This window comes from Streptomyces sp. NPDC002886 (assembly GCF_042888445.1).
Classification (GTDB): domain Bacteria; phylum Actinomycetota; class Actinomycetes; order Streptomycetales; family Streptomycetaceae; genus Streptomyces.
Window position 1 is genome coordinate 11748 of the sequence record NZ_JBIAPV010000003.1, and the last position, 20611, is coordinate 32358.

The 20611-nt window shown below is 75.3% G+C and carries 11 protein-coding genes; 5 read left to right on the forward strand and 6 right to left on the reverse strand.

The window, feature by feature from the left end; translation table 11 throughout:
• The first annotated feature begins 213 nt into the window (after positions 1–213).
• On the forward strand, positions 214–4191 hold the full coding sequence (gene eccCa, locus ACFYYB_RS12310) for a type VII secretion protein EccCa (protein ID WP_389435016.1): 3978 nt from the start codon (positions 214–216) through the stop codon (positions 4189–4191).
• Between the two features lie 132 nt (positions 4192–4323).
• Complete coding sequence (locus tag ACFYYB_RS12315; RefSeq protein WP_254385841.1) at positions 4324–4569, forward strand: DUF397 domain-containing protein; 246 nt, start codon at positions 4324–4326, stop codon at positions 4567–4569.
• A gap of 117 nt (positions 4570–4686) precedes the next feature.
• Here the strand turns inward: ACFYYB_RS12315 and ACFYYB_RS12320 are convergent, their stop codons facing one another.
• The 4 genes from ACFYYB_RS12320 to eccB form a co-directional block, all read right to left on the reverse strand.
• Positions 4687–4995, reverse strand: a complete 309-nt coding sequence (locus tag ACFYYB_RS12320; protein WP_327304258.1) for a WXG100 family type VII secretion target — start codon at positions 4993–4995, stop codon at positions 4687–4689.
• A 59-nt stretch (positions 4996–5054) separates the two neighbouring features.
• Positions 5055–5396: a WXG100 family type VII secretion target gene (locus ACFYYB_RS12325; RefSeq protein WP_389435018.1), complete on the reverse strand. Its 342-nt coding sequence runs from the start codon at positions 5394–5396 to the stop codon at positions 5055–5057.
• A gap of 214 nt (positions 5397–5610) precedes the next feature.
• Entirely contained in the window at positions 5611–6903 is a 1293-nt protein-coding gene (gene mycP / locus ACFYYB_RS12330) for a type VII secretion-associated serine protease mycosin (protein ID WP_389435020.1), read from the reverse strand.
• A complete protein-coding gene (gene eccB / locus ACFYYB_RS12335; protein ID WP_389435022.1) occupies positions 6903–8516 on the reverse strand; it encodes a type VII secretion protein EccB in 1614 nt (537 codons plus the stop codon). The genes mycP and eccB overlap by 1 nt, the downstream gene beginning before the upstream one ends.
• Positions 8517–8777: 261 nt before the next feature.
• Between eccB and eccE the strand changes: the two genes are divergently transcribed.
• The 3 genes from eccE to ACFYYB_RS12350 all read left to right on the forward strand — a co-directional run bounded on the left by eccE (position 8778) and on the right by ACFYYB_RS12350 (position 14763).
• Positions 8778–10061 carry a type VII secretion protein EccE gene (eccE, locus tag ACFYYB_RS12340; protein WP_389435024.1) on the forward strand — a complete coding sequence of 428 codons (1284 nt, stop codon included), beginning with the start codon at positions 8778–8780 and terminating at the stop codon, positions 10059–10061.
• On the forward strand, positions 10058–10831 hold the full coding sequence (locus ACFYYB_RS12345) for a hypothetical protein (protein ID WP_389435026.1): 774 nt from the start codon (positions 10058–10060) through the stop codon (positions 10829–10831). Before eccE ends, ACFYYB_RS12345 begins: the two co-directional genes overlap by 4 nt.
• Positions 10832–12000: 1169 nt before the next feature.
• Positions 12001–14763: an SCO5717 family growth-regulating ATPase gene (locus ACFYYB_RS12350; RefSeq protein WP_389435027.1), complete on the forward strand. Its 2763-nt coding sequence runs from the start codon at positions 12001–12003 to the stop codon at positions 14761–14763.
• Between the two features lie 105 nt (positions 14764–14868).
• Here the strand turns inward: ACFYYB_RS12350 and ACFYYB_RS12355 are convergent, their stop codons facing one another.
• Both ACFYYB_RS12355 and ACFYYB_RS12360 read right to left on the reverse strand, forming a co-directional pair.
• Entirely contained in the window at positions 14869–15825 is a 957-nt protein-coding gene (locus ACFYYB_RS12355; protein ID WP_389435029.1) for a bifunctional riboflavin kinase/FAD synthetase, read from the reverse strand.
• 56 nt (positions 15826–15881) lie between these two features.
• A complete protein-coding gene (locus ACFYYB_RS12360; protein WP_389435031.1) occupies positions 15882–20345 on the reverse strand; it encodes a serine protease in 4464 nt (1487 codons plus the stop codon).
• Positions 20346–20611: the final 266 nt, after the last annotated feature.

Sequence of the window (20611 nt, forward strand, 5' to 3'; positions counted from 1 at the left end):
TTGGTGTCGCGTGGGTATGCGCCGGCGGTGGTGGTCCGCCCGCCGGTGCGCGTCCGATTCGCGGATGCGCATGCCGCGCGCGCCACCCTACCGGGAGGGCTGATGACTGTCGGCAAGTAGGATCACCTCCCTGCGGAGGAGACCCCCTTCGCGCCCGGGACTTGAGGGCGCCGGTTGCGACGTCCCGTCTGTTTTCGAGGGATTGATGCTCCGGTGAGCCAGATCGTCGTCAAGCGTCCGCCGCGGTCGCTGCCGCCCGAAGTGCCTTCGGACGAACTGCGGCTGGAGGCGCCGCCGGAACTTCCCCGGGGGCAGCAGGAGGGCGTGCTGATGCAGCTCCTCCCGATGCTCGGGATGGGCTCGTCGGCCGTCTTCTTCTTCATGCCGGGCGCCGCGCCGTTCATGCGCATCATGGGCGTGCTGATGATGGTGTCGACGGTGGGCATGCTGGTGGCGCAGTTGGTGCGGCACCGGCGCGGTACGCAGGGGCAAATGGCCGATATCCGGCGGGACTACCTCAAGTACCTGGCTCAAACCCGTCGTCAGGTACGCAGGACCGCGCGGGCCCAGCGCGACGCGCAGCTGTATCTGCACCCGGCTCCGGAGCAGTTGTGGTCGGTGGTGGCCGAGGGTTCGCGGCTGTGGGAGCGGCGGGTCGGCGACGCGGACTTCGGGCAGGCCCGGCTGGGGCTGGGCGCGCAGCGCCTGGCGACCCCGCTGGTGGCGCCGGACACGGCGCCGGTGGACGAGCTGGAGCCGTTGGCGGCCGGGGCCATGCAGCGGTTCCTGCGGGTGCACTCCTCGCTGGACGGGCTGCCGATGGCTGTGTCGTTGCGGGCGTTCTACCACGTGACGGTTTCCGGGGAGCCGGAGTCCGCTCGGGGCACCGCGCGGGCGCTGGTGGCACAACTGGCCACGCTGCACTCCCCCGAGGACCTGATGGTGGCCGTGGTGGCGGCGCCGGGCGCGGTGGCGGAGTGGGACTGGGTCAAGTGGCTGCCGCACACCCAGCTGCCGGGTCAGATCGACGGGGCCGGCACGAAGCGGCTGTTCGGCGACGACCTCGGCGAGCTGGAGGGGCTGCTCGGCTCCCGCCTGGAGGGCCGGCCCCGGTTCAGCCGGGAGGGCTCCCCGGTGCTGGACCAGCCGCACGTGGTGCTCGTACTGGACTCGGGTTCCCGCGGGGGTCTGGTGCCGCCGGACTCGGTGTTCGCGGCGGCCGAGGGCCTGCAGGGGGTCACCGTCGTCGAGGTGGTGGCGGGCGAGCTGGACGAGGCGCGCGGCGGGCTGTCGGTCGTGGTGCGGCCGGGCCGGCTGCGGCTGGAGTCGGGTGCGGGCTTCGCCTACGAGGGTCTGCCGGACGTCCTGTCGCTGCCGGCGGCCGAGGCGCTGGCCCGGCAGCTGGCGCCGCTGCGGACGGGCGGCGGGGACGAGGACGAGCCGCTGCTCGCCAATCTGGACTTCACCGACCTGCTGAACCTGGGCGACGCGGCCGCGGTGGACGTGGCCCGCACCTGGCGGCCGCGCTCCGCCGGCGAGCGGCTGCGCGTGCCGATCGGGGTCGGCGAGGACGGCTCCCCGGTGATGCTGGACCTGAAGGAGGCCGCGCAGGAGGGCATGGGCCCGCACGGGCTGTGCGTGGGCGCGACCGGTTCGGGCAAGTCGGAGCTGCTGCGCACGCTGGTGCTGGGGCTGGCCGTCACGCACACCTCGGAGACGCTGAACTTCGTGCTCGCCGACTTCAAGGGCGGTGCGACCTTCACCGGGATGGGGCAGATGCCGCACGTCGCGGCGGTCATCACCAACCTGGCGGACGACCTCACGCTCGTGGACCGCATGGGCGACTCGATCCGCGGCGAGCTGCAGCGCCGCCAGGAGCTGCTGCGCTCGGCGGGCAACTACGCGAACATCCACGACTACGAGAAGGCCCGCGCGGCGGGTGCTCCGCTGGAGCCGCTGGCCTCGCTGGTGCTGGTCATCGACGAGTTCTCCGAGCTGCTGACCGCGAAGCCGGACTTCATCGACATGTTCATCCAGATCGGCCGCATCGGCCGGTCGCTGGGCGTGCACCTGCTGCTGGCCTCGCAGCGGCTGGAGGAGGGCAAGCTGCGCGGGCTGGACACGTACCTGTCGTACCGGATCGGTCTGCGGACCTTCTCGGCGGCGGAGTCGCGGACCGCGATCGGCGTGCCGGACGCCTACCACCTGCCGTCGGTGCCCGGCTCGGGCTACCTGAAGTTCGGTACGGACGAGATGACGCGCTTCAAGGCGGCGTACGTCTCGGGCACCTACCGCTCGGGCGGGCCGGACCTGTCGGTCGGGCTGTTCCCGGTGGAGCGGCGGCCCGTGCTGTTCACGGCGGCGCCGGTGCCGGTGGTGTACGCGGCTCCGGACCCGGCGTACCTGTCGGCGCGGGCGGAGCAGGAGGCGCGGGCCGGGGACGACGCGCTCGCGGACACGGTGCTCGACGTGATCGTGGGACGGCTGGAGGGGCAGGGGGTGCCGGCGCACCAGGTGTGGCTGCCGCCGCTGGACCAGGCTCCGCCGCTGGACCAGCTGCTGCCGGCGCTGGCGCCGAGCGCGGAGCGGGGGCTGCACGCCGAGGGGTACACGCGGCCGGGCGGGCTGGTGGTACCGCTCGGGCTCATCGACAAGCCCTTCGAGCAGCGGCGCGAGGTGCTGTACCGGGACTTCTCGGGTGCGGCGGGCCACATGATGGTGGTCGGCGGTCCGCAGTCGGGCAAGTCCACGCTGATGCGGACGCTGATCTCTTCCTTCGCGCTGACGCACACCCCGCGCGAGGTGCAGTTCTACGGGCTGGACTTCGGCGGCGGCGGCATGTCCTCGCTGGCCGAGCTGCCGCACGTGGGCGGGATCGCGTCCCGGCTGGACCCGGAGCGGGTACGGCGCACGGTCGCGGAGGTGGCCGGGGTGCTGCGCCGGCGCGAGGAGTTCTTCCGCGCGAACAACATCGACTCGATCGGCACCTACCGGCGCCGGCGGGCCGCGGGCGAGCTGCCCGGTGAGGCCTGGGGCGACGTGTTCCTGGTCGTCGACGGCTGGGGCGGTTTCCGGGGCGAGTACGAGGCCCTGGAGCAGGTCGTCACGGACATCGCGTCCCGCGGGCTGGGATACGGCATCCACGTGGTGATCACGGTCGCCCGGTACATGGAGGTCCGGGCCGCGCTGAAGGACCAGATCCTCAGCCGGCTGGAGCTGCGCCTCGGCGACGTCATGGACTCCGAGTTCGACCGCAAGGTCGCGGCGAACGTCCCGGCCGGCATGCCGGGCCGGGGCCAGGTCGCGGAGAAGCTGCACTTCCTGGGCGCGCTGCCGCGGGTCGACGGCTCGCATGCGACGGAGGACCTGTCGGAGGCGACGGCCGCCTTCGTGGGCGCCGTGAAGCAGAACTGGACCGGCCAGGCCGCCCCCGGTGTGCGGCTGCTGCCGCGGCTGCTGCACGCGGACCAGCTCCCCAAGGGCGGGGAGTACCCGGAGCGCGGGATCGCGATCGGCATCGACGAGACCGAGCTGGAGCCGGTGTTCGTCGACTTCGAGACCGACCCCTTCCTCCTCGTGTTCGGCGAGAGCGAGTCGGGCAAGACGAACCTGCTGCGGCTCATCGCCCAGCGGATCTCGGAGCGCTACGGCCCGGACCGGGCCCGGCTGGTGGTCGGCGACTACCGGCGCGGCCTGCTCGGCGCGCTGCCGGAGGAGCACCTGCTGGAGTACGCGCCGATGGCGAGCTCCCTGCAGATGCACATGGAGGCGCTGGCCGGGGTGTTCGCCCGCCGGCAGCCTCCGCAGGACGTCACTCCGCAGCAGTTGCGCGACCGTAGCTGGTGGACGGGCCCGGACGTGTTCATCATCATCGACGACTTCGACCTGGTGGCCACGAGTCAGGGCAATCCGCTGGCGCAGCTGGTGGAGTTCCTGCCGTTCGCGCGCGACACCGGGGTCCGCTTCATCATCGCGCGCAGTTCGGCGGGCGCCTCGCGGGCGCTGTACGAGCCGTTCATGCAGCGGATCAAGGAGCTGGGCGCGCAGGGCGTGGTGCTGTCCGGCGATCCGTCCGAGGGGGATCTGGTCGGCAGCGTGCGGCCGCGTCCCATGCCTCAGGGCCGGGCCTCCTTCGTCTCGCGCAAGCGCGGGACCTCGCTGATCCAGATCGGCCGGGTGCCGGGGATGTAGGGCGGAGCCGGGGCCGGGCGTGCGGGGGCGGAGGCGTGCGGGGGCTCGTGGTGGCTTGCGGAAAGCCCCCCGCGCGCGGCTCGCCACCGTCGATAATCGGCAGGGATCGCACCACCGAAGGAGAGGCCGCGCATGGGCACTCAGCAGGAGAAGGACGAGCTGTACGGGCTCGACATCAGCGGCGTCGAGTGGGAGGGCCCGCCCGGCACCTCTCCCGACGAGGAGCGGGTCGAGATCGCCCGGCTGCCCGAGGGGGCGGTGGCGATGCGGTCCTCGCTGGACCGGGACACGGTGCTGCGCTACACCGCCGCCGAGTGGGAGGCGTTCGTACTCGGGGCCCGGGACGGGGAGTTCGATCTGGACCGGGATCCGCGCTAGGACCCGTACGGCCTCCGGACACACGAGGCCTCCGGGCCTCGGGAGACGCCAGGACACGAGGAAGGGGCGCGCCCGGTGCGGGCGCGCCCCTTCCTCGTGTTTCGCGGTACCGCGGGCCTAGTAGGCCTCGGTGAACAGGCGCGAGGCCTTCACGTCGGTGGCGCGGTAGTCGTTCTTGCCGCGCTCGATCAGGTCCGCGACCTGGCGGAGCTGGGCGCGCATGTGGTCGGCCTTGGCGTTGTACTTGCGCTGCAGCTCGACGTACTGGAGGTGCGCCTCGCCGTCCCAGGTGTCGGTGACGACCGTCAGGGCCGCGCCCATCTCGTCGAGGTCCTTCTTGATGTTGTCCGAGACGATGCGGATGCGGTCCGCCATCCCCTGGAGGCTCTCGTACTGGACCTTGGTGTGCCCGTCGTTCGCGGTCATGCTCTTCTCCTTCGCACGGGGCGGGGCAGGTGGGTGGGAAACGGGTCGGATCCCGCGGGTCAGATCCCGTTGAGGGCGGAGGTGTTGCCGCCGCCGCTGGAAGCCTTGACCGCCTGGAACGCCGAGACCACGTCGTCGTCCTGCGCGTTGCTCAGGTTCTTGGTCTGCCCGACCGCGTTGTGCAGGACGCCGAGCAGCCGGCGGATCTCGTCGTGGTCCTCGTTGACGACGGTCTGCGCGGAGGTGAACCCCGACGCACCCACACCGGTCCAGCCCGCGCCGACGGTGGCGAGGATGTCCGCCAGCTCCCGGGACTGCCGGGTGACGCTGTCGGCGGTCTCCGAAATCTTGTTCAGTGCCTGCTTTACCGGGTCATCAGCGAGTCCGAAATTGTTGGTCATCCGAAGCTCCTCATCTCTCAATTCGCCAGACAGAAACGGCGGATCGCGCGGCGGAGCGGTATGTCGAGGGGGCGGTTTTCAGCCACACGCCCCCGGATCCCCTCCGCTCCACGCACCATCCCCGATCACAGTCGTGAAGCCTCCGAACACTGTAGTCAGTTGATCGGCCCGACCCAACACAGCCCTTGGGGATCTGTTGAGGAACCGTGACCGTTCACTGCAAACGGCGCCTTCGGTTCCGTCGGTTGCCCCGATTCCGTGCGTCCCGGACCACCGTGGCGGTACCGGCGATCACGGCGATGAGTACGCCGCCGATCCCCAGCGCGTACGTGGCGAGCCGCTCGTCGCGTTCGCGGGCCGTCTCCGTCGTCTGCATCGCGGCCGGTTCCGGCGCCGCCGCGGGCGGCGGACCGGGGTCCGGTACGGGGGCCTTCGGGGGCTCCGCGCCCACGGCGGACTGGGTGAGCGCGCGGACCGGGTCGACCACGCCCCAGCCCACGTAGTCGTCGTGGCCGTTGACGGAGCGCTCGGCGGTGTTCTGGAGCTGCCAGATCACCTCCTGCGCGGTCCACTCGGGATGCTTGGCGCGCAGCAGGGCGGCGACCCCGGCGACGTAGGGGGCGGAGAAGCTGGTGCCGTTGTCCACGCACTGGCCGAAGCCGGGGACGGTGGAGACCATGTCGACGCCGGGGGCCGCGATCCCGATGAAGGAGCCGGGCTGGGAGAAGGCGGCGCGCTCGTTGTTGCGGTCCGAGGAGCCCACGGCCAGGACGCCGGGGAAGGCCGCCGGGTAGGTGGCGCGCTTCTTCCCGGTCAGGCCGTCGTTGCCGGCCGAGGCGACGACGACCACGTTGGCCTCCACGGCCTTCTTCACGGCCTGCCCGAGCTTGGAGTCCTGGGTCATCGGCTGCTCGGTGTCCTGCGAGATGTTGATGACCTGGGCGCCCTTGGCCACCGCGTGCGTGATGGCCTCGCTCAGGGTCTGGGCGTTGCCGCCACCCTGTCCGTCGTTCTGCCGGATGGGGATGATCGTGGCCTCGGGGGCGATCCCGACGAAGCCGGTACCGGCCTTCGGGCGGGCCGCGATGAGCCCGGCGACCTTGGTGCCGTGCCCGACGCTGTCCGCCGTGCCGTCGCCCTTGGCGTCGATGAAGTCGCGGCCGGCCCCGATGTCGAGGGCGTCGCTGAGCTGCGGGTTGACCCGGTCGACCCCGGTGTCGATGACGGCCACCCGGACGGACTTGCCGTCCTTGGAGCGGCCCTTGGTCTGCGCCCAGAGCTCGTCGAGCAGCAGGCGCTGGAGGGCCCAGGGCCGGTCCTCTATCTGCTTCTTCATCGGGAAGGTGCACTCCCCCGCGCCCGCGAGACGCAGGGGGTACGAGGACTCGCGCGGGCTCGCGGACGAAGACTCGCGCGGGCTCGCGTACGAGTATTGCGGCGCGGCCCCCAGGGTGAGGGCCGCGGCCGTCAGCAGGGCGGCGAGGGCGGGCCTGACTGTCCTGCGCATCACGAACCCTGGGGCTGACGGGCGGAGTTGCTGTCGAGGCGGGGGCCCTTGGAGAGGAACTCCGACCACGCGATGGGCACCGTCACCGGGACCACGTCCGCGTATCCGAGCCGCGCCTGGGCCTGGCTCGGCGCGGGGCGGCCGTCGGAAGTGGCCGACCCGCCCTGACCGGGGCTCTCGCTCTGGCCGGAGCTCGCGCCCGGTCCGGGTGAGGGCTGGGCCGCGTCGCTGTCGCCGTTCGCCTGGACCGCGTACCGCAGGCCGGTGTCGGTGACCAGGAAGAGCGCGCCGCCCGCGGTGGTCTGGCGGCCCTGTGCCTGGGTGTAGAGCAGGCCGGTGCCCGGAGTGACGTAGGCGCTCGTGCCGCTGGCGGTGATGTCGACGGGGAATCCGGTGCCGGCCCAGGTGCTCAGCGTCTGGCGGCCCCGGGCGTCGACCGAGCGCAGCACGCTGCACACGGTGTCGCGGGCGCCGTCCGCACCGGCGGCGGAGGCCGCGGAGGCGCGGACCTCGTTGACCCGCTCGGTCTTCTTCTGCGGCCATTTCGCGTCGCCCTTGAAGGGCGTGCGGTCCGGGTTGATGGACTGCATGTCCACCTCGTGGGCCTTGCCGTGCATGTCGAGCCGGTCGGTCGCGGGCGAGGAGATCATCAGCCAGGCGACGAAGTCGGAGACGGGCACGACCTTGCCGGGCAGCACCAGGTAGTGCTGCACACCGGCGCCGGTCACGGCCTTCAGCACCATGCCGACCTTGTCGTCGGTGCTGGCCAGGCCCTTGACCCCGGCGGCCGTCCCGGCCCGGGCGCCCGGCAGTTCGGGGAAGGCCAGGTCGTCGCCGGAGCCCAGGGTGGCCAGCCACTCCTCGGTGACCTGCTGCGGGACGGCGCTGTTGCCGACCAGGGCATTGGTCATCGTGCGCGAGTCCGCGGCGGCGGCGTCGGGGAACTTGTACTTCATGCCCGCCGCGTCGACGAGGTAGCGGGCCCGTCCCTGGCCGGTGCTCTGGACGTACAGGGCCTGGGTGTCGGAGAGCCGGCGCCTGTCGTCCATCAGATGCGCCTCGCGGTCGGCGAGGACGAAGGCGGCCGTCTGCACGCCCTTGCCGTTGCCGCCGGGCTGCTGGCAGACGGCCCACCGCTTGGCCTTCCCGGCCTCCGCCGGGGCGGGCAGCCGGTCGGGGGCGTACGGGATGCCGATGATGGGGCCGCGCGGGATCTTGCCCGCGTCCAGCACCTTGTCCTCCACCTGGACGACCTTGGCCTTGGACGGGTCGAGGAGCAGCCGGGCGGAGGCGAGGTTGAGGACCGGGTGCAGCCGGGTCTGGGGTTTGCCGTCGACCGTGGTCGTCAGGATGACGTAGCGGGTCGTCGAGTCCTTGCCGACGATGACGTGGTCGCCGGGGGTGTCCCAGCCCTTGGGGGCCGTCGGCTTGAACATCCCCCAGGCTCCGAAGGCCGCGAGGACGACGGCGGCGGTGATCACACTGGGAAGGACGGCGCGCAGCGGCCGCGGCGCACCCTCCTCCGAACCGCTCGCCGAGGGCTGAAGGAACGCGGCCACCGTGCGTCGCTTCGCAAAGGTGTACGCGTTGAGCTCGTCACGTCGTGAGGCCATGGCCGCCTGATTCTCCCCGCACGGCCCGGTCGGTGAGTACGGTCGCCGGGCCTCTGTTGTCCGACCGGCCACCTACTATGCCTCTTGACGGGGGCCGGTTGGGGGCCGGGTAGGGTGAGGCAGCCGCTCCACGCCTTCCGGGCCGGGGGGAAACAGGGGTGTTGGGGCGGGTTGGGGAGATTCCGGGGGCGAGCGGCCGGCTGTCGCGCGTGCTGCCGGGGCTCAGGGGTACGAACCCCGGAAAGGTGAGGTGCGCGAGTGATGGCCACTGCCGTGAGGCCGCGGACCGGGGCGCCCGAACCCGCGCGCGCCGGAGTGACGCCGCATCCGAAGTCCGGCCCGGGGCGTTTCGGCCCGTTCCGATTGCAACAACTCGTGCTCCTCCAAGTGGCCGCCGCGGCCCTGCTGGCGGCCTGGGTCGTGGATCCGCTGCTGCTGGCTCCGGCCGGTGTGCTCGCCCTGCTCCTCGTCCTGCTCGCCGTCGTACGCAGGCACCGGCGCTCGCTGCCCGAATGGATCGGCGGCGCCCTGGCCCTGCGCGCACGCCGCCGCCGGGCCGCCGCCACGGCGGTGCCGGCCGGTACGGAACCCGGGCTGGCCCCGCTCGTCGAGGCCGAACCGGCTTTGCGGACGCTCACGTTCAGCGAGCGGGAGCGCGACCGTGACCGGCGGCCCGTGGGCATGGTCGGCGACGGCACCTTCCTGACCGCGGTGGTCCAGGTCGACATGGACGCCACCGCACTGCGCCCCGACCGGGCGGCGCGGCCGCTGCCGCTGGCCCTCGTACGGGACGTCCTCGAAGTGGACGGCATCCGGCTGGAGTCCGCGCAGCTCGTGCAGCACACCCAGCCCGCGCCGGCCCCGCACCTGCCGGCCCAGTCGATGGCCGCGCGCAACTACGCCCCGCTCCAGGCCCTGACCGGGAGCCCGGCCGTACGCCTCACGTGGATCGCGCTGAAGCTGGATCCGGAGCTGTGCCCCGACGCCGTCACGGCGCGCGGGGGTGGGCTGCCGGGGGCGCAGCGGTGTCTGGTGCGGGTCGCGGACCAGTTGGCGAGCAGGCTCGCGGGGGCCGGGTTCCGCGCGACGGTGCTCACGGAGCAGGAGCTGACGGGCGCGCTGGCCACGTCCTCGTGTGCGAACCCGATGGCGATCACCCAGGCCGGGCGGTCGGCGGCCACGGGCCGGCGCACCGAGGAGACCGCGCGGACCTGGCGCTGTGACGACCGGCGGCACACCACGTACTGGATCAGCCGCTGGCCCCAGTTGGGCGGAAGCGGGGCGGCACTGCCGCAGTTCGTCGCGCTGCTGACCTCGCTGCCGGCGCTGGCCACGAACTTCAGCCTGACGATGACCCCGGCCGCGCGGCACGAGGTCGCGCTGACCGGGCACGTACGGGTCACCGGGCGCAGCGACGAGGAGCTGGTCACCGCGCGGCGCGGACTGGAGCAGACGGCCCGCGGGGTCAAGGCCGGGCTGGTGCGGCTGGACCGGGAGCAGGTGCCGGGGCTGCTGGCGTCGCTGCCGCTGGGAGGGACGCGATGAGGGGCTCTCGTTCGGGATCCGCCGGGGGATCGGGATCCGTTGTGGGATCGCGCGCCGGAGCGGGTTCGGGCTCGCGGGGCGGTTTCGGGCTGGTCGGCCCGCGCCGGGAACGGCACGTGGTCCAGGCGGCGGAGCTGGACGCGCTCGCCCTGCCGGTCGGGGACGACGGAGTCGTCATCGGCGTCGACTCGGGGGGCCGCCCGGCGGTCCTCGGCATCAACCGGCCGACTCCGTACGAGGTCACGCTGATCGGCGGCCTGTGGACGGCGCAGGTCCTGGCCCTGCGGGCCGCCGCCACGGGGGCACGGGTGACGGTGGAGACCGGGCGCGGCCCGGTGTGGTCCGGGCTGGCGCAGGCCGCGGGCGGGGGCCAGCAGTGCGTGACCCTGCACGACGTGGGCCGGGTGCCGCCGCAGGGCGCGTCGGCGGGAAGTCCGGTCCTGGTGATCCGCGACTGCGGCATGCGGCCGCCGCGGGGCCGCGTCGCGGCGGGACCCTGGCAGTCGGTCCTGACCCTGCTCCCGTACCTGAGCCCGGCGGCCCCCCGCCTGGTGCGCAATGCCTCCCTGGTCGGCATCCAGCGGGTCTCCCCGGACGAAGCGGAGCAGCTCGGCCGCCTGATGCTGCTGCCCGCGGCGGCGGTGGAGTCACTGCCGACGCTGGGCGACGGGGTCACGCTGTGGTGCACCGAGCGGGACCGGCAGTTCGTGATGACCCAGCCGACGGACGGGGAGACGGGCCTGCTGGGCCCGGCACGTCGCATCGACTGAGCGGGGCGGAGCCCTGGCCCTGGCCGGGCGCTGACCGGCTGAGCGGGTCCGGGAGTTCCGGGTGGCTGCCGGCGGGGCCCGGGGTGCGGCGGGGTTCACCCTCACGGGGGACCCTGGGTCGTGGCGTGGACACTCGGGAGGGACCGGTTCGCGGAACCGTGGCTCGCGGGGTCCTTATGGGCGGGGCAGCGTGTACGCGGCCCGCGGTCCCGCGGAACGGACCGCGAGCGGGCAGACGTGCCCGCCGGTGGAACGAGCCTGTCGGCGGGACGGCAACGGCCAGGCCGCTGACCGGCAGTTCGGGCGACCGGTCAGTCGGGAACCGGGTGGCCCGAACGAGCGGTCCGGTAACGGCGGAACAGAAGCGGGCGCGCTCCGGCCGGCACCGCGGGAACCGTCCGGCGGAGCGATGTGCCGGTGCGGGGCAGGGCGTGCCCAGCACCGGCTCCGGCGAACGGGTGGAGCCCCGGGCCTTCCAGCCCGTCCGTCGCTTGAGGACCGGGTCCGAGCGGAGCCCGGGTAACGGGCGAAGGGAGGGTGGGGGACTTCGCCCCGCCGGGCCCACCACCCGCACCACACGAGCGGTGCACGGGGCGACCGGGCAACGGCGGGCCGAGCCGGACAAGCCCCGGGAACGGCCGGGCACGAACAGACAAGCTCCGAACCGGCGTCAGGCCACCGCTGGCACCGGAACAGCCCACGCCCACAAGGCCGCACCGGGCGAGGACGAAGCGGACGGGAACCCGCGGGGCGGGAACAGCCGGACGGGAACAGCCGGACGGGGACCGGCCCGCACGCGCCGCCGGCGAAGGGCAGGCCACCACCCGCGCCGGAACGGACCGCGCCCGCAAGGCCGCACCGGACCGCGCCACACGCGGATTGACCACCCGCAGCGCGGGAACGGGTGGAGGGAGACCCTCCCGCACGCGCCCCCGACGAAGGGCGGGCCGCAACCGGGCAGGACGGAACGGCGTGATACGGCAGGTGGGCCGGGGAGACGGGATTGGCCGGGGCCCGGCCGTATGGGCAGGATGGGGGCGGCCCCGGCCCGTGGTCCGCCCCGGGTACGGGCAGACGGGGGCGGAGACCGGCCGCAGTGCACGATTAGGCTGGGCGACGGCGTGGCCCGGTGGGACGCCGGACCAGTGTTCGACAGATCAGGAGGACCAGTGAGCGGCGATCGGAACGAGAGGCGCGGCGGGACGTGGGACGTCCCGACGGACGATCAGTCCGACGCGGAGCCCGAGCTGACGGGCGAGTTCACCATCGACTACACCCCGCCGGCCTGGTACACGCAGGGCACGGCTCCGGCGGCCGCCGAGATCCCGGGCCTGCCCGAAGGCAGCGGCTTCGAGCCCCACCGGCCTCCGTCGGACCTGGAGACCCCTCCGACGATGCGCATCGCACCGCCCGCGCCCCGCGCGGCGTCGCACCCCGCACCGGCCCCGGCCGTGCCGTACGCGGGCACCCCCGACGCACTCACGGCGCTGCCCGCGGACTCCGCGCCCGCACCGTACGCTCCGGCTCCGGCGGCTCCTGCTCCGGCTCCCGCCGCTCAGGACCCGGCCGCTCAGGCGGCACCGTACGCTCCGGCCGCCGGCACTCCGGCCGCGCCGCCGTACCAGCCGGCCCTCAGCACCCCGGCCGCGCCGTACCCGCCGGCCCCTGACACCGCCGCCCCGGCATACCCGCCGGCCCCCGATGCCTCCACACCGGCGTACCCGCCGGCCCCCGACACTGCCGCCCCGCCCCACCCGCCGGCCCAGGGCACCGGACTGCCGTCGCACTCCGTCGGCACCGACAGCCCCGCTCCGGCGCACACCCCGGCGCCGGACGCCGCCGGGCCGGCGTACCCGTCGGCCTCGATCAGCGCCGCCTCGCCCCAGACACCGCCCTCGGTCATCGGACTGCCGTCGACCCCGGCGGCCCCGGACGGCCCCGCCCCGGCCCACACGCCGGCCCCGGACTTCGCCCTGGCGCCGGTCCCGCCGGTCCCGGACGGCTCCGCGCCCGGCCGCGCCGACAGCGCCGCGCCGCAGCCCGCCGCACCGGCCGCGCCGACCCCGGACGCCCCCCTGCCGCCGCACCCGGGCAGCCCGGCCCCGTCCTATCCCTCCGCGCCGGACGCCGGCGTCCCTCCCCACGCCCCCGCCCTGGCCCCGGCCAACGCCCTTCCCCCGTACCCCGGCAGCCCGGACGCCTCCCATCCCCCCGCGCCGGACGCCGCCTCCCCGGCCCCGCCGGCCCCGGCCGGCATCGCACCGGCGGCGACCACCGGGTCCCCCGCCGGTCAGGTCCCCTCGAGCGACCCGTACGCCGCCGCGCCCGCCGGCCAGGGGCATGCGCCGGCCGCGTACGACGCCCGGCCTCCGTACGCGGACTCCGCGCCGGTCGGCGACGCGCCGCCCGGCGTCGTGCGTACGCCCACTCCCCCGGCGGGGACGGTCATCCCGGCGCCGCGCGAGGCGAACCCGTTCGAGGGATCCGCCGGAGTCGCCCCGGCGTCCGGCGCCGAACTTCCGCAGTGGCCCGCCGAGTTGACCGCACCGGTGGACCCCCAGGCCGGGTACGACATCCAGCCGCCGGCCCAGCCCCGCCCGCAGGCGCCCGACGCCGGGTACGGATTCCCGCCCGCGCACCAGGCCCCGCAGGCACCCCAGCAGCAACCACAGCCGCAGCCGCAGTACGCCGATCCGCGCGGCGGCCAGTGGCAGCAAGGTCCGCCGGGGCCCCAGGGGCCGCAGGGCCCCCACGGCCAAGACTCCCGTTACGGCGGCGGCGCACCCCAGCCCTCCGGCGGCGCGCCCCTCGGCTACACCGCCGCCGTCGAGCTGTCCTCCGACCGCCTGCTGCGCGGCCGGCAGAAGGCGCGGAGCGGCAACAACGCCTCCGGTGGCGGCGGCCTGTTCCGCTTCGGCGGCAAGGCGGCGGAGGCGGAGCGGCGGCGCAAGCTGGAGCTGATCCGCACGCCGGTGATGTCCTGCTACCGGATCGCCGTCATCAGTCTCAAGGGCGGCGTCGGCAAGACCACGACCACCACCGCCCTCGGCGCCACCCTCGCCACCGAGCGCCAGGACAAGATCCTGGCCATCGACGCGAACCCCGACGCCGGCACCCTCGGCCGCCGCGTGCGCCGCGAGACCGGGGCCACGATCCGGGACCTGGTCCAGGCGATCCCGTACCTGAACTCGTACATGGACATCCGCCGGTTCACCTCCCAGGCGCCCTCCGGTCTGGAGATCATCGCCAACGACGTGGACCCGGCCGTCTCGACGGCCTTCAACGACGAGGACTACCGCCGCGTCATCGAGACGCTCGGCCGCCAGTACCCGATCATCCTCACCGACTCGGGCACCGGCCTCCTCTACTCCGCGATGCGCGGGGTCCTGGACCTGGCCGATCAGCTGATCATCATCTCGACCCCGTCGGTGGACGGCGCGAGCAGCGCCAGCACCACCCTCGACTGGCTCTCCGCGCACGGGTACGCCGACCTCGTCTCGCGCTCCCTCACCGTGATCTCCGGGGTCCGCGAGACCGCCAAGATGATCAAGGTCGAGGACATCGTGCGGCACTTCGAGACCCGCTGCCGCGGTGTCGTGGTGGTCCCGTTCGACGACCACCTCGCGGCCGGCGCCGAGGTCGACCTGGACATGCTCCGGCCCAAGACGCGCGAGGCCTACTTCAACCTCTCCGCCCTGGTCGCCGAGGACTTCATCCGCGCCCAGCAGCAGGCACCGCAGAACCACTGGGGCCAGCCGCAGCCGCCCCAGCAGCCCTACCCGCAGCAGCCGCAGCAGCCGCACCAGCCCCAGCAGCAGCCCCCGTACGGCCAGCAGCCCTACCCCACCCCCGGCCAGCCCTGGCCCCAGCAGCCCGGTCAGCCCCAGCCGCCCCAGCCCAACGGGCCCCCGCGCGACCCGCGCCTGGGCTGACGGCCGGCGGCTTACGGCCGGCGCAGCCCGCACACGCACGAGGGCCCGTACCGCCCCCGGAATCCCCGGGACGGTACGGGCCCTCGCCCGTCGGTCGACCGCTCGTCAGCGCTCCGCGTCGTACGCGTCCGTCAGCACCCGCGCGCGCTTCACGTCGTCGGCGATGGCCTCCAGCAGCCCGTCCAGCGACTCGAACTTCGCCATCCCGCGCATGTAGGCGAGGAAGTCGACGGCCACGTGCATGCCGTACAGGTCCAGCCCGACCCGGTCGATCGCGTACGCCTCCACGGTCCGCTCGGTCGCGTCGAACTGCACGTTCGTGCCGACCGAGATCGCCGCCGGCATCCGCTCGCCGTCCGCCGTCAGCCAGCCCGCGTACACCCCGTCGGCCGGGATCGCGGTGTGCGGCTGCGTCTCCACGTTCGCCGTCGGGTAGCCGAGTTCGCGCCCGCGCTGCGCACCGCGCACCACGACGCCTTCGAGCCGGTGCGGGCGGCCCAGGATCTCGGCCGCGCCGTCCATGTCGCCCTGCGCCACCAGCTTGCGCGCGAGCGTGGAGGAGAACGGCACGCCGCCGCCCGCCTCGCCGCGCTCCACCAGGTCCACGACCTCGACCTCGTAGTCGTAGGTGGCGCCGAGCTGCCGCAGGAACTCCACGTTGCCCGCGGCCTTGTGGCCGAAGCGGAAGTTCGGGCCCTCGATGACCGCCAGCGCGTGCAGCTTGTCGACGAGCACCTTCACGATGAAGTCGGCCGGGGACAGCTGCGAGAACTCCGCCGTGAAGGGCAGGATCAGCAGCGCGTCCACGCCCAGCCCGGCCATCAGCTCGGCGCGCCGGTCGTACGGGGCCAGGATCGGCGGGTGGCTGCCGGGGCGGACGACCTCGCTCGGGTGCGGGCTGAAGGTGACGACGACGGAGGGGACACCGAGTTCGCGCGCCTTGGCCACGGCGCGTCCGATGATCAGCTGATGACCCCGGTGGACGCCGTCGTAGGAGCCGATGGTGACGACGCCGCGTCCCCAGTCCTGGGGGATGTCCTCCAAGCCACGCCAGCGCTGCACTGTGACCGCTCCTCGCCCGAACCCTTTAGGCCCTGTCCTGGTTGCCGATTGCAGGTCTAAGACTGCCATGCCGGTGCCCGCTGCCCATCATCGGCGTCGTCCGGCGCGGACGCGCTCCGGGACGCGCTCGGGGGCGCGCTCGCGGACACGCTGTGAGCGAGGGTCTCGACGGTCCGGCGCGCGCCCGGTCCCAGCAGCGCCGCCGCCTCCTGCGGCGCCCGCTCCAGCCAGCCGGCCACCAGCGCGCGGAAGGCCGGTTCGGCCCGCGCCAGCTCGACCGTGCGCCGCTCGAAGACCGCCGGCCCGCCCGGTGCCCGCAGCAGTTGCCGGCCGGTGCGCCGCAGCAGGTCCCGGGTACGGTCCGGCGGCCCGCCGGCGGCCGCACCCGCCGCCAGCGCGCCGAGGAAGGCGTCGAGCACCGACGGGTCGAGCTCCTCGCGGAGCAGCGCCTCGGCCAGTTCGCCGCGGAGCGTGTACGAGGACTCCGTGCCCGGGGCGGCCAGTACGCCGGCCAGCGCGGCCCGTACCGGGGGCGGCCCGGAGCCCAGCAGGTCCCGTACGAGCGGGCGGAGCACGGGGGCGGCCGCCAGGCCCTGTTCGAGCCGCCGGTCCACGAACGCGGCGGCGTGCGCCGCGTCCTGCGGGTGCCGCGCGAGGTGGTCCCGTACGAGGTCGGCCGCGCGCCGCGCCAGGCCCGGCGTGGTCAGCGCGGCCAGTGCGCGCACCACCTCCCCGTCGGCCCGCTCCCGCAGCGCGGCGAACACCGCGTCCGGGTCGGGCAGCACGGGGAGCGCGGCGACGAGCGCGGCGGCGGGCAGCAGCCGGCCGGGCCCGGGGTCGCGGAAGCAGGCGAGGGCCTCGGGGAGGTAGCGGGCCCGGACCTGGGGGTCGCGGAGCAGGATCCCGAGGGCGCTGCCGTGCAGGGAGGCGTCCGCGGGGCGGGCGAGGAGGGCCTGCGCGGCGTAGCGCAGCAGCTCGCGGTCGGCGGGGGTGCGCACGTGCGGGGCGGTGAGCGGCCCGTACGCGGCGGCCGCGACCCGGCGGCCGGGCCGCTCGTCGTGGGCCCAGCGGTCCACGGCCCGGCTGAGGGCGGAGGGCTCGTCCTCGGCGAGTACGGCGAGCAGCTCGTCGGCGCGGGGGTGCGCGGCGGTGACGAGCGCTTCGGCGAGGTCGTCGACGGCCAGGCTGCGGTGGGTGTGCAGCAGGGCCTGAGCGGCGGTGGCGACGGTGGCCCCGGGCCGCCCGAGCAGCCGCCGCTCGTCGCGGAACCAGCCGCAGAGCAGCGGCTGCACGAGGTGCGGTGCCCGGACCAGCCGCCGGGCGGCGGCGTCGAGGAGCCGGTGGTCATGGGGCACCAGCCGCCGCAGCAGCTCGAACCGGTCCTCCTCGGCGAGGCGCACCCGGCTCCAGAACCACACCCCGAACTCCCCCTCGTCCCCCTCGCCGTGGCCGGACGCGGCGGTCCCGCCGCACCCGTTGCCGCCGACGCCAACGGTGGCAGCCGCCCCGGGGCGGAGGTGCCCGGCCGGCACGCCGGGCCGGGTGCCGCCGACGGTGGCAGTACCGGGGCGGAGGTGCCCGGCCGGCCCACCGGCCGCCGATGCTCCACCCTGGGCGGGAATCCGCGGGTGCCCGGTGTCACCGGGTCCCGCCCACGCGGTGATGTCCGCCGGCCCCAGGGTGCCCGCGTACGCGGCGGACCCGGCCGACGCCGGGGGCACCGCGCCCGGCGCCGGGCGGGGCAAGCCCGTTCCCGAAGGCCCCGCATACCCGGCGGAGCCGGCCGACGCCGAGGATCCCGCCCCTGGTGCCGGGCGCGGCAGGTCCGCCCCGGAAGGCCCGGCCTCCGCGACGGACCCGGCCGACGCCGGGCGCGGCAAGCCCGTTCCCAAAGGCCCCGCATACCCGGCGGAGCCGGCCGATACCGAGGAGGCCGCGACCGGTGCCGAGCCCGGCAGGTCCGCCCCGGGAGGCCCGGCCTCCGCGGCGGGGCCGGCCGATGCCGAGGGCGCCGTCACCGGTGCCGGGCGCGGCAAGCCCGTTCCCGAAGGCCCCGCGTACGCGGCGGAGCCGGCCGGTGTCGGGGCCGGGTGCGGCGGGTCCGCCCCCGGAGGGGTGCCCTGCGCCGGAGCGGGACGGGGCCGGGACAGGTGCTCGGCCAGGGCGTGCAGGACCGGCAGGTACGGCGTGGCGTCGGGGGCGCGCAGCAGGGTCTCGCCGATGAGACGGGCGGCCCACCAACCCGCCTCCGGGCCGTCGGCTCCGTCAAGCAGGGCCACGAGCCGCTCCAGCGCGGCTGCCCGCTCCCCGGGCGGAAGCAGGCGCAGGGCCTCCAGCACGGGACCGATGCGGTGGCGGGGGACTTCCCGGCCCAGGGTGTCGAGGGCCACCGGGAGGTCCAGGTGCGCGGCCTGCAGCCAGTCGGCGATCTCCTCGTGGGCGAAGCGGTAGCCCTCGCCGGCGGGCACCAGCAGCCCCTCCGTGAGCACCGCGGAAGCCCACCCCGACCGCCAGGGGAACAGTTCCTCGAAGGAGGCCCGGTCCAGCTGTCCCTGACCCGGACCCAGGCACCGCCGGGCGGCTTCGTGCACCCGCCCGGCCACCCGCGCGGCCAGCCGGCCCACCCCGGGCCCGTACACCCCGGCCGCATCCGGCCCGGCGACCCCCGGCCCACCCGCGTACGGCCCCGCCGTGTCCTGCCCACCCGCGTGCGGCCCGCCCTCGTACGGCCCCGCCATGCCCCCCTCACCGGAATCGGGCCCGTCCGGGTACGGCCCACCCGCCCCCGGCCCGTCGCCGTACGGCTTACCCGTAGCCGGCCCGTCCGCGCACGGCCCCGCCATGCCCCACCCGCCCATGCCCCACCCGCCCATGCCCGGCCCACCCGGGAAGGGCCCGCCCGGGTACGGCCCGTCCCCGGTCGGCCCGGCAGGGTCGCACCCCTCCGTGTTCCGCCCGTGCGGCCCGCCGCCCGCGGCCCCGGCGCGTCTGTGGGGCTCGGGGAGTGCGGCGGATGCGCGGACGGCCACGCGCAGGCACAGCAGGGCCAGGTGCGCCGCGAACACCTCGTCACGGGACGGACGGCCCGCGGTGACCCCGGCCGCGTGGATCTCCGCGAGCAGCCGCAGGGTGAGCGGGTGCCGGGCGTCGGAGTCGGCGACGGCCCCGGCCGGGATGCCCAGCCGGGTCCGGGCCCGCGCCGCTTCCTCGGGGGTGAGATCGCCGACCGGGACCGCGGGCGGCAGCCGCCGGGCGGGCCGGGCCGGGTTCCGGAGCATCCGAGGCGGGTAGAGCCGCCCGGCCGACTCCCAGTACTCGGGGCGGGCGGCCACGGCCAGCCGGGCCCCGGTCGCCTCCAGCCAGGCGGCGGTGGCGCCGGTCCACGGCCCGGCCCGCCCCGCGAGCCGCGGCGGCATCTCCTCGGGCCCGTCCAGGACGACGAGCAGGGGCCGCCCGGCCGAGGCCACGAGGGAGGCCAGCGCCGAGGCCGACGCCGGCTCGGGGCCCCGGTCGGGCCCGCCGTCCGGCCCCTGGCAGCCGTCCGGCCCCGGGGCGGCGGCCGGCGCCTCCAGGATCCGTCCCGCCGCCGCCAGGGCCCGCGCCACCGCGTCGGCCAGCGAGGTGTCGTCGGCCCGCAGGTCGGCGCCGCGCAGCCAGAGGGTCGGGGCCGGGTGGGGGCCCCGGGCGCGGCGGGCCGCCAGCGCGGCGAGGGCGGTGGTGCGGCCGGTGCCGGGACGGCCGACCAGCGCGAGGACCGGGTGCTCCCCGGCGGCGAAGGCGTCCAGTTCGGCGGCGATCCCCGGGCGGTCCACCGGCTCCGGTCCCCCGGTGGTGAGGGCCGCGCCCAGGGTGGTGCCGGTGAGCTGGAGGGCTCCGGCGAGGTTCAGGTCGGCGCCGAAGCCCGGCACGGTGGCGGCGTTGCGTTCCAGCAGCGCGGCGAGGGGTCCGCCCGGATCGGCGGCGGCCGCGGCCGCCAGGGGCACGGCGAAGCCCCCGGAGCGGTGCTCCGCCCGCAGAGCGGTGCACAGGACCGCGAGCACCGCTCCGGTTACGGCGTCCAGCACCGGGCCCCCACAGGCCTCGCCGCCGAGCCGCAGCGCGTCGCGGCCGTCGGTCCCGATGGCCAGTTCCAGCGCGGCCGGGAGCAGGTGCGAACCGTCGGTCGCCGACGCCGCGTAAGTGGCCTCCGCCGAGCCGAGCACCCGTGCCTGGCGCCAGCCCCGCGCGGACAGCCGTACGTACGTCCCGGGGACGATCACCCCGCGCGGCGCGACCGGCAGCGGCCGCACCCCGAGCCCGTCGCTGCGGACGAGCGCCAGCCCGAGCTCCGGCAGGGCGGTCACGTCCGAGGCCCCGGCCCGCCAGGTCCGCTCCCCCGGCCCCGGTCCGTGCAGGACCATCCGGGCCAGTCCGTCCACCGCCTCGTGGCTGGTGAGCACCGTCCCGCGGTCGTCCGCGACGAAGCCGCTCCCCCGCGGCCGTCCGGCGAGATCGCAGATCCTGATCAGTTCCGCCGTCACCGCACCACTCCCCGCCGCGCGTGCCCCGTAGCCACGACCGTAGGCAGGTGAAGATCAGCGGGAACAGCACGCGTGGCGAAAGCGCCCCCTTACGCTCCCTCCATTCACTCCGAGCGCCTGCTCGGACGGGTGAATAAGGGGGTCCGGATGGATAGAGACCTACCCGAGGGGGGTCGTGGAGCGGCGAGCAGCAGTCCCTGTGCGCTCGCCGCTCCACGTCGAAGGAGGACCAGCCGGGCGAACGAGAACCGGCGGGGGGCAAACGA